This window comes from Saccharothrix sp. CB00851, assembly GCF_001905065.1.
Classification (GTDB): Bacteria; Actinomycetota; Actinomycetes; order Mycobacteriales; family Pseudonocardiaceae; genus Actinosynnema.
The window spans coordinates 434,859-449,525 of sequence record NZ_LWLC01000001.1 but is presented as its reverse complement, the minus strand read 5'-3'; the positions used below and the strand labels follow the sequence as shown (position 1 = coordinate 449,525).

Genomic DNA, 14,667 nt, shown 5'->3' with positions numbered 1-14,667 from the left:
GCTCTGAGGCGTGACCAGTAGCGAGCGGGCGGGGACGGGGTTCCGGTTTGCGGACCCCGTGCTCGCGGAGGTGGTTCAGGACGGCTTGGCCGAGGTGGAAGAGCTGCTGCACAAGGTCGTGCAGAGCGAGTTCCACCCGGTGATGGAGACGTCCCTGCACCTGGTGTCCGCGGGCGGCAAGCGCATCCGCCCGCTGTTCACCATCCTGTCCGCGCAGTTCGGCGGCACGTGGGACCGGGAGAGCGTGATCAAGGCGGCGGCGGTCGTCGAGCTGACCCACCTCGCCACGCTGTACCACGACGACGTGATGGACGAGGCGACCATGCGCCGCGGCGCGGAGTCGGCCAACGCGAAGTGGGACAACAGCATCGCGATCCTGACCGGCGACTACCTGTTCGCGCACGCGTCGGCGCTGGTGGCGGACCTGGGCACGGGTGCGGCGCGGATCATCGCGGAGACGTTCTCCGAGCTGGTGACCGGCCAGATGCGCGAGACGATGGGCCCGCGGGCGGGTGAGGACCCGGTCGCGCACTACCTGACCACGATCGCGGAGAAGACCGGTTCGCTGATCGCCACCGCCGCCCGGTTCGGGGCGATGTTCTCCGACGTGACGCCGGAGCAGGTGGAGGCGCTGCGGTCCTACGGCGAGGTCATCGGGGCGGCGTTCCAGATCTCCGACGACGTCATCGACATCGCGTCGCCGTCGGAGGAGTCGGGCAAGACGCCCGGCACGGACCTGCGCGAGGGCGTCAAGACCCTCCCCATGCTCTACGCCCTGGAGGACGAGCCGGACTCGCGCCTGGCCAAGCTCCTGGCCGGCCCCATCACCGACGACGCCGAGGTGGACGAGGCCCTGGCCCTCCTGCGCGCGTCCACGGGCCTGCAGCGCGCCCGCCGCACCCTGGACGACTACGCCGCCCGCGCCCGCGCCACCCTCGACGTCCTGCCCGCGGGCACCGCCCGCGACGCCCTGGCCTCCGTGAGCGACTACGTCGTCACCCGCTCCCACTGACCCCGCGAGAGTCCAACCTCCAGGTCCCGAGTGTCGAACGTTCGCGTCCCCCGAATTCCACATTCGGCACGTCCTGAGTGTGGAACTCGGGGGTCCTGAGCGTTCGACACTCGGGACCTGAGTGTTCGACTCGCGGGTCAGGTGAGGTCGGGGACGGGGAGGCGGCGGCGGGTGCGGATCGTGTCCACGGTGAAGACCAGCAGGGCGAGCCAGACCAGGGCGAAGCCGAACCAGCGGGACGCGGGCATCGGCTCGTGCATCACGAACACACCCCACGCGAACTGCAGCACGGGCGCCAGGTACTGCAGCATGCCCATGGTCACCAGCGGCACGAGCCGGGCACCCGCGCCGAACAGGATCAGCGGGATCGCGGTCACCAGCCCGGCCGACGCCAGCCACAGCGCGTGGCCCCAGCCGCCCGAGTGGAACGTCCCGGCCGGCCCCAGCCAGATCAGGTAACCGACCGCGATCGGCGCGAGCACGATGCTCTCCGCGGTCAGGCTGGCCGTCGCGTCCAGCGGCACGGTCTTCTTCAACAGCCCGTACACGCCGAACGAGCACGCCAGCGCCAGCGAGATCCACGGCAGCCTGCCGTAGTCCACCGCCAGCACCACGACCGCGGCCACCGCGATCGCCAGCGCCGCGTACTGCGGCACGCGCAGGCGTTCCCGCAGGACGACCACCCCGAGCAGCACGCTGACCAGCGGGTTGATGAAGTACCCGAGTGCGGCCTCGACGACGTGCGCCGTGTTCACCGCGTGGATGTAGACGCCCCAGTTGACCGCGATGAGCACCGACGCGGCCGCCACCATCGCCCAACCGCGCGCCGACAGCCGGCGGATGCCCGCCCAACGCCCCATCACCGCCGTGATGACGACCATCACGACCAGTGACCAGGCGATCCGGTGCGCCAGGATCTCCACCGACCCGGCCGGCTGCAGCAACGGCCAGTAAGCGGGCACGATGCCCCAGAGGAAGTAGGCGCCGATGCCGAAGGCCATCCCGCGGTTCGTGCGGTCGACCTCCGGCGCAGCAGTGGAGGCAGTGGTCAACGGCGGCACACGGGCTACTCTACGCCAGCCGTTTTGGCTGGTCAGTTGCTCTGAGTGGCCTACTATCGAACTCTGGCCACGGGTCCGGCCGGCCCCACGCGCGGGAACCGGCGGTCAGGGTAGTTTTGCACCGCTTCCACTACCGGGTGAAGGCCTGGGAGCGGAGCGTGTCGGGGTGTGACAAAGCAGCAGTGGGAGGGTCTCCCGTGAGTTCGCTCTTCGGGCAGGTGTGGCTGTGGAGCCTGCTGTCCTTCGTGGCAGGCGTCGCACTCACCTGGCTGGTCCTGGTGCGTCCGGCCAAGAGGGAGCTGGAAGACCTGGAGGAACGCCTCCTCACGTCGCCGCGCCCGGGCAGCGGCTCGTCCTCGGGCAGCGCCGTCGCCGCGCGGGCGGACGTGGGCGACGAGTTCGACAACTGGCACGTGGAGGCGTCCCGCTCGCTGGCGGACGACGTGCTGACGCCCGAGCCCGCGCGCTACGAGGCCGCCGCCGAGCGTCCCCGGTTCGACGCGGCGCCCGAACCCGCACGCTTCGACGTGACGAACGAGCCGGTCCGCTTCGACGTCACCAACGAGCCGGTCCGCTACGACGTGGCGAACGTGAAGCTCGACCAGCGCGACTCGCTGCTGGAGGAGCTGGACGACGAGCACCGGCCGCTGTCCGACTTCGAGGAGCAGCACGACTTCCCCGAGCTGGACGCCGAGCCGCCGCGCAGCCTGTTCGAGCGGCTGACGCCGGGCCAGGACACCGGGGAGACGCTGGAGCCCAAGCCGCGGCCGAGGTCGTACCAGCCGGACGACGAGCCGGAGCTGCCCGCCGAGGCGACGACGACCCTGATGCCCGCGGTGCCGTCCGGGCCGGTCGCCGAGGTCGCGCCGCGGCAGGAGGAGCCGACCGCGCCGCCGGAGGTCGAGGTCTTCCAGCCGCGCGAGGTGTGGCGCGAGGAGCCCGTCAAGGAGGTCTACGACGAGGACGTGGACACCGCGGGCCGTGAGGAGGAGGACGAGCCGGAGCGCAGGCCCGGCGCCACCGAGGAGACGGCCCTCATCCCGGCCACCGCGCTGGCGCAGGCCATCGCCGAGGTCGACGGCGAGCAGCGGCGGACCGACGAGCCCGAGCCGCAGGTGTGGCCCGAGCACGACCTGACCGGCCACTTCACGCCGGTGGACGTCGAGTCGACCCAGCGGGCCGAGCCGACCTCCAGTGACGAGGCGTTCCTGAACGACCTGGCCAGGCAGCAGGAGAGCCGCCAGGACGAGCCGCGTCACGGCGAGGTCCGTCCGGCCGAAGAGCCCGACGACGAAGGCCCGCAGACCGACGTCATCCGCGCCGTGGTCGACGCCGAGCCGGTGAAGTCCGAGGTCGCCGCGCCGTCCGAGCCGACGGGTGAGCCCGACGCCGTCGCGCCCGCTGCCACGGCACCCGAGGTGGTCGCCGAGCCCGAGGTGACGGAGCCGCCCGCGTTCGAGCCGACGTTCGTCCCGCAGTCGGCCGAGGAGCCCCTGCCGGCCCGGACGGCCGAGCCCAAGGCCCGTCCCAAGCCGGAGCCGAAGAAGGACGAGCCCGCCCGGCCGCGCAGCCTGTTCGAGCCGCTGGAGGACGACGCCGTGGAGGAGCCGGAGCAGCCCCGCCCGGCGCCGGCGGCGTCGTCCGGCAACGACCAGCCGTTCGTGCCGACGCTCGCGCCCGAACTGCTGGCCGGCAACCCCGTGCCGATGAACCCGACCGGCGGCCTGCCGCAGCGCCCCACCCGTCCCGCGGGCCAGCGCACGCCTCCACCCGCACCGGCCGTGCCGTCCGCGCCGAAGCCGATCACGCCGCCGCCACCGCGCCCGGTGCGCCCGCGTCCGGTCGGGTTCAGCCCGAGCACCGGCGGCAGGCCCGCTCCCGGCAGCACCCGCTTCCAGGGCCAGCAGGAGGGCTTCAACCCGCGCTCGCCGTTCGGCCCCGGCTCGGTGCTGCCGAAGTCCGACGGCCTGGCCCCGGCGCCGGAGTTCCAGGTCAAGGCGACCCTCACCGGCCGCCGGTACTTCACCAACGAGTCGGCGAACTTCCGCGAGACCCGCGCCGACGTGTGGTTCCGCACCACCGCGGACGCGGAGAAGGCGGGCTTCCGCCAGGCCCCCTAGCCACACCCCTCGGCGGGTCCTGGCCAGTCGCCGCACGACGACCGGCCAGGAATTGTCGTACCCCTCTGGGAGAATGAAAGCAGGGGACCCCCTGGCGAGGACCCCTGCGAAGCGTTCGCGCGGACCGGCCTTCGGCGAGGCGTTCGGTCGGGCCGGCGGCGGGTTTCGGCGAGGGGGTTCGGTCGGGCCGGCGGCGGGTTGGGCGAGGTGTTCGCTCGCACCCGCCACGGGCCGCGGCGAAGGGTTGGCCCAGGCGAGGGCAGGGCGTTCGGCCGGCACGAGCACGGACACGGGCCGCCCGCGAGCGATGCCCGCAAGAGAGAGGGCCCCTGCTCCGGGAGACGGAACAGGGGCCCTCGCCCGTGCGGTGGGGCTCAGCCGGTGACGGTCCAGGTGTCCTTGCCGTGCAGCAGGGCGCGCAGGTCGGCGGGCCTCGCGGCCTTGGCCTGCTCCACCTGTGCCCGCGCCGCGTCGTCGTACGTGGTTCGGGCAACGTTGCGGAACACGCCGGTGACGGTGTGCTGCAGGTCCTGCGTCGACAGCCGCGACAGCGCGAACGACAGGTTCAGGTCCGACGCGTCGTGCACCACGACGTCCTCCGGCGCGATGTCCGCCGACTTGGCCACGGCCAGGCCGAAACCGTTCCGGACCACGGCGTACTCGCCGTTGCCGAACGTGATCGGCTGCCCGTCGACCACGTTGATGATCCGCCGGGCGGCCTCGTCGGAGTCCTTGAGCACGTCGAACGCGCCGTCGTTGAAGATCGGGCAGTTCTGGTAGATCTCCACCAGCGCCGACCCGCGGTGCTCGGCGGCCTGCCGCAGCACCTCGGTCAGCCCCACCCGGTCCGAGTCGACCGCGCGGCCGACGAACGTGGCCTCCGCGCCCAGCGCCAGCGACACCGGGTTGAACGGGTGGTCCAGCGAGCCCAGCGGCGTGGACTTGGTGACCTTGCCCTCTTCGGACGTCGGCGAGTACTGGCCCTTGGTGAGGCCGTAGATCCGGTTGTTGAACAGCAGGATCTTGAGGTTCACGTTGCGGCGCAGCGTGTGGATCAGGTGGTTGCCGCCGATGGACAGCGCGTCGCCGTCACCGGTGACGACCCACACCGACAGGTCCGGCCGGGCCACGGCCAGGCCGGTCGCGATGGCCGGCGCACGTCCGTGGATGGAGTGCATGCCGTAGGTGTTCATGTAGTACGGGAACCGCGACGAGCAGCCGATCCCCGACACGAACACGATGTTCTCGCGCTTGAGCCCCAGCGTGGGCAGGAACGACTGCACGGCGTTGAGCACCACGTAGTCGCCGCAGCCGGGGCACCAGCGGACCTCCTGGTCCGACTTGTAGTCCTTGGCCTTCTGAGGCTCGTCCGCCGTGGGCACGCCGACCAGACCCCCAATGGTCGGCAGGCCCAGTTCCGTCGCCGTCATTCGGACACTCCCTTGATCACGTCGGCGAGCACGTCCTGAAGCTCTTCGGCCTTGAACGGCAGGCCCTGCACCTTCGTGTAGCTGATCGCGTCGACCAGGTACTTGGCGCGCAGCAGCAGCGCCAGCTGGCCGAGGTTCATCTCGGGCACCACGACCTTGTCGTACCGCGACAGCACCTCGCCCAGGTTCTTCGGGAACGGGTTGAGGTGCCGCAGGTGCGCGTGCGCGACCGGCATGCCCAGCTTGCGCACCCGCCGCGCCGCCGCGCCGATCGGGCCGTAGGACGAGCCCCAGCCCACGACCAGCACGCGTGCCTGCCCGGACGGGTCGTCGACCTCGACGTCGGGCACCTCGATGCCGTCGATCTTGCGCTGCCGCAGCCGCACCATGTGGTCGTGGTTGGCCGGGTCGTAGGAGATGTTGCCGGTGCCGTCGGCCTTCTCCAGCCCGCCGATGCGGTGCTGCAGGCCGGCCGTGCCGGGCACCGCCCACGGCCGCGCGAGCGTCTCCGGGTCGCGCAGGTACGGCCAGAACGACTCACCGTCGGGCGAGTTCGGCTCGGTGGCGAACTCCACGCCCAGGTCGGGCAGCTCGGACACCTCCGGGATCAGCCACGGCTCCGAGCCGTTGGCGATCGCGCCGTCGGACAGCAGCATCACGGGCGTGCGGTAGACCAGCGCGATGCGCGCGGCCTCCAGCGCGGCGTCGAAGCAGTCCGACGGTGACTGCGGCGCGACGATCGGCACCGGCGACTCGCCGTTGCGGCCGAACATCGCCTGGAGCAGGTCGGCCTGCTCGGTCTTGGTCGGCAGACCCGTGGACGGGCCGCCGCGCTGCACGTCGATGACGATCAGGGGCAGTTCGGTCATCACGGCCAGGCCGATGGTCTCGGACTTCAGCGCGATACCGGGACCGGAGGTGGACGTCACGCCGAGCGCGCCGCCGTAGGAGGCCCCGAGCGCCGCGCCGATGCCCGCGATCTCGTCCTCGGCCTGCAACGTGGTGATGCCGAAGTTCTTGTGCTTGGACAGCTCGTGCAGGATGTCCGACGCCGGGGTGATCGGGTACGTGCCGAGCACCACGGGCAGCCCGGACTGCTGACCGGCGGCGATGATGCCGTAGGCGAGCGCGGTGTTGCCGGTGATCTGGCGGTACGTGCCCTGGTTCAGCTTGGCGGGCGCGACCTCGTAGGTGACCGCGAACGACTCGGTGGTCTCGCCGTAGTTCCAGCCCGCCCGGAACGCCAGCACGTTGGCCTCGGCGATGTCGGGCTTCTTGGCGAACTTCTCGCGCAGGAACCGCTCGGTGCCCTCGGTCGGCCGGTGGTACATCCAGGACAGCAGGCCGAGGGCGAACATGTTCTTCGCCCGTTCCGCGTCCTTCTTGCCCAGGCCGGTGTTCTCCAGCGCGCCGATGGTCAGCGTGGCCATCGCGACCTTGTGCACCTGGTAGGTCTCGGTGAGCGAGTTGTCCTCCAGCGGGTCGGCCGCGTAGCCGACCTTGACCAGGTTGCGCTTGGTGAACTCGTCGGTGTTGACGATGAGGATCCCGCCCTTGGGCAGGTCGTCGATGTTCGCCTTGAGCGCGGCGGGGTTCATCGCCACCAGCACGTCGGGGCGGTCGCCGGGGGTGAGGATGTCGTAGTCGGCGAAGTGCAGCTGGAAGCTGGAGACGCCGGGCAGCGTGCCCTGGGGCGCCCGGATCTCGGCCGGGAAGTTCGGCTGGGTGGCGAGGTCGTTGCCGAACGCGGCGGCCTCGGAGGTGAACCGGTCGCCGGTGAGCTGCATGCCGTCGCCGGAGTCGCCGGCGAAGCGGATCACCACGCGGTCGAGCTTGCGGACCGTGCCGCTCTGCCCGGGTGTGGTCTCCCCGGGTGCGGTCTGCTCAGGCGAGCCACCTGGCGCGGCGCCGTTACCAACGTCGGTAGTCATGTCCTACGCCGATCCCTTTCCTCACAACCGCCTGGGGGCTGATGCCCCCGTGCCCCTCCGCGAGGGTAGTCGTGCCCGACGAAGTGCCGGTTTTCCCTGTACCACTCTGCGGGACGGTTCGTCCCACCAGGTGCGCAGGGAGCCAACTGGGCAGTAATCGAGTAATACTGGTCGGTAACTGTTACTCAAAGTTACAGATACTCTCGCGGTCTGTCCAGGTCACTCCCGACCGCTGATCCTGGCCTTCATCGCGGCCAGCCTGGCCTGGAACTCCGGTGTCCCGATCGAGGCGACCTGGGGCGTCAACTCGGTGTCCACGGCCCGGGCGTGGTCGGTCAGCGCGGCGGTGGTGCGCATGGACGCCTTGATCGTGCGGACCAGTGCGCGCGAAGCTTCGGCCGAAGGACGCGCGAACTCGACCGCCGCGGCGACCAGCTCGTCGTGCCCGCCGTCGACCCGTGCCCAGGCCAGCCCGTGGGATACCGCCGCGTCCGCGTCCAAAACCTGGCCGAACAGGGTCATCGCCGTCGCGGTCTGGGGACCGGCGAGCCGGTGCAGCATCCACGTCATCCCGCCGCCGGGGTGGATGCCCAGCTGCAGGAACCGCGCGTCGAACCTCACGTTCGCGTTGACCAGCCGCACGTCGCAGGCCAGCGCGAGGTTCAGCCCCGCGCCGACCGCCGCGCCGCCGACCGCCGCGATCGTCGGCAGCGTGCAGCGGGCCACCGCGAGGAACCCGGCGTAGATGCGCCGCAGGCCGTCTTCCCTGGCCTCGCCCAGCGCGGTGAGGTCCGCGCCCGCGCAGAACGCCGGTGGCGCGCCGGTGATCACGACGGCGTGCACGTCCGCGTCGTCCTCGCAGGTCCGCACGGCGGCGACGAGCTGGTCGGAGAGGTCCAGCGTGAGCGCGTTGCGGCGTTCGGGGTCGTGCACGGTGATGACCGCCACGCGGTCGGAACGTTGCAGGAGCACTTCGGCCATGCGGGGGACTCTAGTGCCGCGATCGGCAGCCTTTGCCCCGTATTCCGCCGGTCGGACGGGTGCGTCGCGGTGCCGGCCCCACGTCCTCATCCCGGCTGGATGGGGGCGTGGGGCCGGTGCCGCGAGGCGCCCCGCTGAGCGCCGGAAGACGCGGTGAAGGTTGCCGATCGCGGCGCTAGGGTGCCGGTGGGCGGTCCAAGAGTCGGGAGAGCACGACAGTCGAGACGGTCCGGTCGATGATCTCGACGGCGCGCAGCCGTTCCAGCGCCGTCTCCAGGTGGTGGATGTTCGCCGCGCGCAGGTGCACGATCGCGTCCGCCGCGCCGGAGACCGTGTAGGCGGCCCTGACCTCGGGCATCGACTCCAGGCGCTGCTGGATGTCGTGCGGCGCCACGTTGCCGCGGCAGTGCACCTCCACGAACGCCTCAGTGCCCCAGCCGAGCTGCTCGGGGTCGACCACCGCCGTGAAACCGCGCAGCACGCCCGTGTCCAGCAATTTGTCCACCCGCCGCTTCACCGCGGGCGCCGACAGGCCGACCTCCTTGCCGATGTCGGCGTAGCTGGACCGGGCGTTGGCCATCAGGCGTGAAATGATTCGCTGGTCGATCGTGTCCACACGCAACATTCTGCCCTAGAAGACGCAATATCGCGGCGTTGTTCGAGGGTCGGAGGGCAATCTACATTTCGATCCATGACCTCGGTTTCCTTCGCGGGCCCCGGTGACGAGCCGATCGTGCTCGACGTCGCCACCCCCGCAACGCAGGTGCGCGTGCCGACCACCCGTCGGTACCTCATGTGCCCGCCCGCGTACTTCACCGTGGAGTACGCGATCAACCCGTGGATGGACCCCACGCAGCCGATCAGCACCTCGCTGGCGGTCGAGCAGTGGACGGCCCTGAAGGAGACCTACGAGCGCCTCGGGCACGAGGTCGAGACCATCGAGCCGCAGCCGGGTCTGCCGGACATGGTCTTCTCGGCCAACTCCGGCACCGTGATCGACGGCCAGGTCCTGGGCTCCCGCTTCCGCGCACCCCAGCGCGCCGCCGAAGCCGACCACTTCCGCCGCTGGTTCCTGGCCAACGGCTACCGCGACGTCGTCATGCCGGAGCGCACGAACGAGGCCGAGGGCGACTTCACCTGGACCGGCAGGTACCTCCTGGCCGGCACGGGCTTCCGCACGGATCCGCTGGCCCACTCCGAGGCCCAGGAGGTCCTGGGCGTCCCGGTCATCTCGCTACAGCTGACCGACCCCCGCTACTACCACCTGGACGTCGCCCTGTTCGTGCTGGCCGACGACCTGGTCGCCTACTACCCGGACGCCTTCTCGCCGGGCAGCCGACGCGTCCTGCGCCGCCTGTTCCCTGACGCCGTCATCGCCACCGCCGAGGACGCCGCCTGCCTGGGTCTGAACGCGGTCTCCGACGGCCGCCACGTGGTCCTGCCCGTGGAGGCCACGGCCTTGGCCGACCAGGTGGCCGCCCGCGGCTTCGAACCGGTCTTCGTGGACATCTCGGAACTGCGCAAGTCCGGCGGCGGCCCGAAGTGCTGCACGATGGAACTGCGGGACTGAACCGCTCGCTGGTGTCGGGCATGTCCCGCACCGCGGGATGGGTGCCGTGCTGATCGCTTAATGCCGAGGCCCCGCCGGGTCGTGAACGACTCGGCGGGGCCTCGGCAGTGGTGCGGTTACGGCCGGCGGCCGGTGAGGCCGACGATCCGGTCGATCAGGGGCGCGTCGGCGGGCACCTCGACCTCGGGGCCGTAGAGGCCCATCTCCCGGCCCATGGGCGCGGTCTCCAGGAGGTCGGCGTGCAGGAACTCCAGCACGTCCGCGTCCCACGACACCACCTGACCGGTGGCCTGGGCCAGGTCCCACGTGTGCACGACCGTCTCGCCCAGCACCATCGCGCCGATCATCGCGGCCGGCAGCGCCTGCGGGCTGCCCAGCGTCGTCGTCCCCTCCCACGCCGACGGCTCGGCCCACGCCTCGGCACGGTCCCGCAGCAGGCCCAGCAGGTCGGCGGTCCAGTCGCCCGCGGTCAGGTCGACGTCGGCCTCCGCGGCGGCGGGCAGCGGCGGCGCCGGCTGCTTGCGCCCGGCGGCGCTCAGCGACGGGCCCCAGAACAGCAGGTGGTTCACGAGCTCGCGGACGTCGAACTCCGTGCACGGCGTCGGCGCGTCCAACTGGTCGGGCTTGACGTTCCCGACGACCTCCGACGCGGTCGCCACGGCCTTGTCGATCAATTGCTCACGGGACATGCCGCCACCCTAGGTACGGTTTCCGCAGGTGTCTTGAACAAAGGCGACATACGCTCGCCGGCGTGACGAGGGACGAGCGGGAGCTGGCGTGGCGGCGGCACCAGCGCCACGAGTTCCACCGGCCGTCGGCCGACCTCGCCCCGTACGTGGCGCGGTACTGGGTGGTGGAGTGGCACTACGACCGGCCGTACCGCCAGCTGGTCGTGCCGTACCCGAACGTCCACCTGGCGTTGCACGACGACGGCGCCGCCGTCCTCACCGGCGTGTCCAGCGGGCACGTGTTCAAGGACCTCGACGGCACGGGCCGGGTGTTCGGCGTCGCCTTCCGGCCCGGCGCCTTCCGCCCGTTCCTGGGCGCCCCGGTCCAGTCGCTCACCGACCGCTCGGTCCCCGCCGCGACGGTCTTCGACCACCTGCCCGCCCACGCCGACCTCGACCGCGTGGAGGCCGCACTCCGCCGCGCCCTGCCCGAACCGGACCCGAGGGCGCGGCAGGCGGCCGACATCGTCGACCGGATCGTCGCGGACCCCGCGATGACCAGGGTCGACGTGCTGGCCCGCGAGGTCGGCGGCAGCGTCCGGCAGCTGCAGCGCCTGTTCGCCGAGCACGTCGGCGTCGGCCCGAAGTGGGTGATCCGCCGCTACCGGCTGCACGAGGTGACCGAGCGCATGGCGGCGGGCGGGCGGATCGACTGGGCCGCGCTGGCGGCCGACCTCGGCTACGCCGACCAACCCCATTTCGTCCGCGACTTCACCGCCATGTTCGGCGAGACGCCCACCCGGTACGCCGAGCGCTACGGCGACGCCGTCACCACCGGGCAGCGCTGAACGGCGTCACCCATAGGGCTGATCGCGCTAGCGAACCGACCCCGGTCGATGCTCCGATCGACGGCACTCGCTGTCGACCAAGGTAGGGAGCGCGCCATGAACGACCTCGACGCCCAGCGTCCGTCGCCCCAACCGCAACAGGAGCAGGAGGAGCCCGTGGAACGGCAGAAGCCTGAGGTCCCCAAGTCGCTGACCGGTCTGGAGTGGCTGGTGCGCCAAGCCCAACGGCGCCGTGAGGAACGCCCGGCGGATCCGGCGCGCTAGGCCGTGCCAAGCCGCTAGTCCGACACCTCGCGCTGGAACGCCGCCCACAGCAGGTTCAACGGGTGGTCGGCCGGGAACTTCGCCCGCTCGTCCTTGCGGGCGAAGACCCCGACCAACCGCTCCAGCTGCGGCTTCCGGTCGTTCTTCAGCTCGACCACCCGCAGGCCGGACCCCTCGCGCAGCTCGTTGTTCGCGGCCACCACGCCCAGGCCGGACGTGACGATCATGCAGCCCTCGACCAGCCCCGACCGCAGCAACGACATGCCGTACTGGATCTCGTCGATTTCTGCCGCGATGTCCAATTCGTTCCGATAATCCGATCCGAACCAGCCGCGCAGGAATTCCGCGATCAACCCCTCACCGGGCACGACCAGCGGCAGCTTCGGCAACTCCCCGGTGCCGACGCTCGCGCCCAGCTTGCTCTCCGGCAGGTTCGTGAGCAGCGCCAACCCGCCGCGCCGCCACTCGATCACGTCGAAGTCCTCGACACCGCTGTTGCGGCCCGCGTGCGTGACCACGCTGCCGCACACGATGTCGACCTCCTTGGACTCCAGGCTCTTCCAGATGTCCTTGGTGCGGATGTGCACGACCTTCAGCTCCACGTCCCTCCGGCGGAAGTCGTCCGCCACGTGGTGCCACGCCTTGGCCAGCGAGTCGAGCATGAACCGCGTCGTGCCGACGGTGACCGTGGTGCCGAGCTTGCGCCGGCACTCGTGAATCGAATCCAGCCACTCGGTGAGCGTGGTACGTGCCAATTCAACCAACGCCTCGCCGGTCTGTGTGATCAGCACATCTTTTCCCCGGCCCTGCTTGACGACCAGCGGTTCGCCGCACAACGACCTGAAGTTGCGGTTGAGCGTGTCGATCTGCTTCTGCACGCTGGACTGCTCCCGGCCGAGCACCCGGGCCGCACGCAGCGCCGAGCGCGTCTCGTACACCGCGATCAGGGTCCTGAGCTGGTCCAACGTGGTGTCCATCAGCAGGGGCGAGGTGTGCAGGAGCCTGCTGAGCTGGTTGCCCGCGGGCAGGAGCAGTTGAGCCGAGGTCGACATGCAGGGCCTCTCGGGTCGGGGCGTGATGTTCTACCGATTAGTTGTACTGAACTTGACCACAGTTCGTGCTGAAATTATCCGAAGATCTTGTTGGATTTCCCTGGACAGGTATACGCGATCCGTAAGAGACTTCTGCCGCAACCAGGTGCTTGTTCACGTGGGAGCAAACAGGGGGGTATTGGGGGGTTGGGGGCCCGCCGGGCGCGCAGCCCGACGGGCCCCCACGTATTAACCTCACCCGCGTGACGGTTTCCACCTTGGATTGGGGCACGACGTACCGGGTCACCGTGCTCGACCTCGGCCTGGCCTGCTGCGGCGTCGAGGTCATGGCCGCGCTCGAAGGCCATCGCCCTGAGCAGCTGGCCGCCCTGGGTGTCGACCCGGTGCACGCGGCGGGCGAGGCCCACGTGCTCGTCGTCTCCGGCACGGTCACCGACGCCATGTTGCCCGCGGTGATCGCGACCTACCAAGAGATGCCGGAACCGCGTTACGTGATCTCCGTGGGCGCGTGCAGCAACACCGGCGGCCCGTACTGGGACTCCTACAGCGTCACCAAGGGCATCGACCAGGCGCTGCCGGTGCACGTCGCCGTGCCGGGCTGCCCACCACGTCCCGAGGCGCTGCTGGACGGCCTCGCCGCGCTGCACCGGATGGTGTCGTGAGCGCCGCGTCGCAGGCCCTGGCCTCCCGAATCCCGAATGCCCAGGTCAAGACGGCGTTCGGGCAGACGACCGCGCACGTGCCGCCGTCCGCGTGGGTCGAGGCGGCCCGCCACGCCCGCGACGAGCTGGGCTGCACGCAGTTCGACTGGCTCGGCGTCGAGGACGCGGGACGTCCCGGCGCGGTCGGTCAGCGGCACGCCGTGCTGCTGCACGTGCTCGACCCGGGCACCAAGGACGGCCTGCTGCTGCGCACCGAGCTCGGCCCGGACGACGTGCTGCCGAGCGTGGCCGGGCTGTGGGCGGGCGCGGCGTGGCACGAGCGGGAGGCCGTGGAGATGTTCGGCCTCACCCCCGCCGACGGTGAGGCGGCCCACCTGCTGCTCCCCGACAGCTTCACCGGCCACCCGCTGCGCAAGGACTTCGTGCTCGCCTCCCGCGTGGTGCGCCCGTGGCCGGGCAGGCTCGAACCGGGCGAGGACGGCAACTCGGCACCCAGCCGCAGGCGGGCCGCGCCGCCCGGCGTTCCCGACCCGTCGTGGGGACCGCGCTACGAGCGCTCCGAGCGTTCCGAGGAGGACACCAGTGGCTGACCTGCCCCCGCGCACCCGAGGCGTCATCGCGCTGCTGGAGGCCAACTGCACGGTCTGCATGATCTGCGCCCGCGAGTGCCCCGACTGGTGCATCCACATCGACTCGCACACCGAGGTCGAGCAGCAGCCCGGCTCGGCCCGTCCCCGTGCGCGCAACGTGCTCGACCGGTTCGCCATCGACTACGGGCAGTGCCTGTACTGCGGCATCTGCGTCGAGGCGTGCCCGTTCGACGCCCTGCACTGGGCACCGGACTTCTCCTACCCCGGCACGGGCGGCCTGGACGGTGACGGCGCGGTCGCCGAACTCGTCCACGAACGGGACGTGCTGGCCACGTGGGTCACGCAGGTGCCGCCGCCGCCACCGCTGGACGCCGGCGCCGAACCCGCACCGGAGACCACCGCCACACGCCCGGCACGCCCCGGTACCGGAACCACGCGCCGGCCGGGCGCGTTGAGGGAGAGGACGTAGGAACACCCG

15 protein-coding genes are annotated in these 14,667 nt (G+C 71.1%); 8 read left to right on the top strand and 7 right to left on the bottom strand.

From position 1 onward, the window contains the following. Positions 1-10 precede the first annotated feature (10 nt). Complete coding sequence (locus tag A6A25_RS02150; RefSeq protein ID WP_073885984.1) at positions 11-1,012, top strand: polyprenyl synthetase family protein; 1,002 nt, start codon at positions 11-13, stop codon at positions 1,010-1,012. 137 nt (positions 1,013-1,149) lie between these two features. On the opposite strand, the gene rarD is transcribed toward A6A25_RS02150, so the two are convergent. Further along, positions 1,150-2,073, bottom strand: a complete 924-nt coding sequence (gene rarD, locus A6A25_RS02145) for an EamA family transporter RarD (protein ID WP_241828459.1) — start codon at positions 2,071-2,073, stop codon at positions 1,150-1,152. Positions 2,074-2,270: 197 nt separating this feature from the next. On the opposite strand from rarD, the gene A6A25_RS02140 reads away from it, so the two are divergent. Further along, positions 2,271-4,193 carry a sunset domain-containing protein gene (locus tag A6A25_RS02140; RefSeq protein ID WP_073885982.1) on the top strand — a complete coding sequence of 641 codons (1,923 nt, stop codon included), beginning with the start codon at positions 2,271-2,273 and terminating at the stop codon, positions 4,191-4,193. 374 nt (positions 4,194-4,567) lie between these two features. Here the strand turns inward: A6A25_RS02140 and A6A25_RS02135 are convergent, their stop codons facing one another. The 4 genes from A6A25_RS02135 to A6A25_RS02120 form a co-directional block, all read right to left on the bottom strand. Beyond that, positions 4,568-5,623, bottom strand: coding sequence for a 2-oxoacid:ferredoxin oxidoreductase subunit beta (locus tag A6A25_RS02135; RefSeq protein WP_073885981.1), 1,056 nt, complete (start codon positions 5,621-5,623; stop codon positions 4,568-4,570). Further along, positions 5,620-7,554, bottom strand: a complete 1,935-nt coding sequence (locus A6A25_RS02130) for a 2-oxoacid:acceptor oxidoreductase subunit alpha (RefSeq protein ID WP_073885980.1) — start codon at positions 7,552-7,554, stop codon at positions 5,620-5,622. Before A6A25_RS02130 ends, A6A25_RS02135 begins: the two co-directional genes overlap by 4 nt. A 219-nt stretch (positions 7,555-7,773) precedes the next feature. Next, on the bottom strand, positions 7,774-8,535 hold the full coding sequence (locus A6A25_RS02125; protein ID WP_073885979.1) for an enoyl-CoA hydratase: 762 nt from the start codon (positions 8,533-8,535) through the stop codon (positions 7,774-7,776). A gap of 175 nt (positions 8,536-8,710) precedes the next feature. Next, positions 8,711-9,151 (bottom strand): Lrp/AsnC family transcriptional regulator, encoded by a 441-nt coding sequence (locus A6A25_RS02120; RefSeq protein WP_073885978.1) that lies wholly within the window; start codon positions 9,149-9,151, stop codon positions 8,711-8,713. A 75-nt stretch (positions 9,152-9,226) separates the two neighbouring features. Here A6A25_RS02120 and ddaH point away from each other — a divergent pair, with 75 nt between their 5' ends. Further along, positions 9,227-10,105, top strand: coding sequence for a dimethylargininase (gene ddaH / locus A6A25_RS02115; protein ID WP_083667815.1), 879 nt, complete (start codon positions 9,227-9,229; stop codon positions 10,103-10,105). 116 nt (positions 10,106-10,221) lie between these two features. Here ddaH and A6A25_RS02110 read toward each other — a convergent pair whose 3' ends face one another. Further along, the gene (locus A6A25_RS02110; protein WP_143192916.1) at positions 10,222-10,794 is read right to left on the bottom strand and encodes a TIGR03086 family metal-binding protein; all 573 of its coding nucleotides are present in this window, start codon (positions 10,792-10,794) and stop codon (positions 10,222-10,224) included. Positions 10,795-10,856: 62 nt separating this feature from the next. Here A6A25_RS02110 and A6A25_RS02105 point away from each other — a divergent pair, with 62 nt between their 5' ends. Then, the gene (locus A6A25_RS02105; protein ID WP_143192915.1) at positions 10,857-11,621 is read left to right on the top strand and encodes a helix-turn-helix domain-containing protein; all 765 of its coding nucleotides are present in this window, start codon (positions 10,857-10,859) and stop codon (positions 11,619-11,621) included. Positions 11,622-11,717: 96 nt separating this feature from the next. Beyond that, positions 11,718-11,885: a hypothetical protein gene (locus A6A25_RS43805; RefSeq protein WP_158073673.1), complete on the top strand. Its 168-nt coding sequence runs from the start codon at positions 11,718-11,720 to the stop codon at positions 11,883-11,885. 14 nt (positions 11,886-11,899) lie between these two features. Here the strand turns inward: A6A25_RS43805 and A6A25_RS02100 are convergent, their stop codons facing one another. Further along, a complete protein-coding gene (locus A6A25_RS02100) occupies positions 11,900-12,937 on the bottom strand; it encodes a LysR family transcriptional regulator (protein ID WP_073885977.1) in 1,038 nt (345 codons plus the stop codon). 242 nt (positions 12,938-13,179) lie between these two features. On the opposite strand from A6A25_RS02100, the gene A6A25_RS02095 reads away from it, so the two are divergent. Genes A6A25_RS02095 through A6A25_RS02085 form a run of 3 tightly spaced genes read left to right on the top strand, consistent with a single transcriptional unit; the run spans position 13,180 to position 14,658 of the window. Beyond that, positions 13,180-13,599, top strand: a complete 420-nt coding sequence (locus A6A25_RS02095) for an NADH-quinone oxidoreductase subunit B (RefSeq protein ID WP_073885976.1) — start codon at positions 13,180-13,182, stop codon at positions 13,597-13,599. Then, on the top strand, positions 13,596-14,189 hold the full coding sequence (locus A6A25_RS02090) for an NADH-quinone oxidoreductase subunit C (RefSeq protein WP_073885975.1): 594 nt from the start codon (positions 13,596-13,598) through the stop codon (positions 14,187-14,189). Before A6A25_RS02095 ends, A6A25_RS02090 begins: the two co-directional genes overlap by 4 nt. Continuing rightward, positions 14,182-14,658, top strand: coding sequence for a 4Fe-4S binding protein (locus A6A25_RS02085; protein WP_073885974.1), 477 nt, complete (start codon positions 14,182-14,184; stop codon positions 14,656-14,658). The genes A6A25_RS02090 and A6A25_RS02085 overlap by 8 nt, the downstream gene beginning before the upstream one ends. Positions 14,659-14,667: the final 9 nt, after the last annotated feature.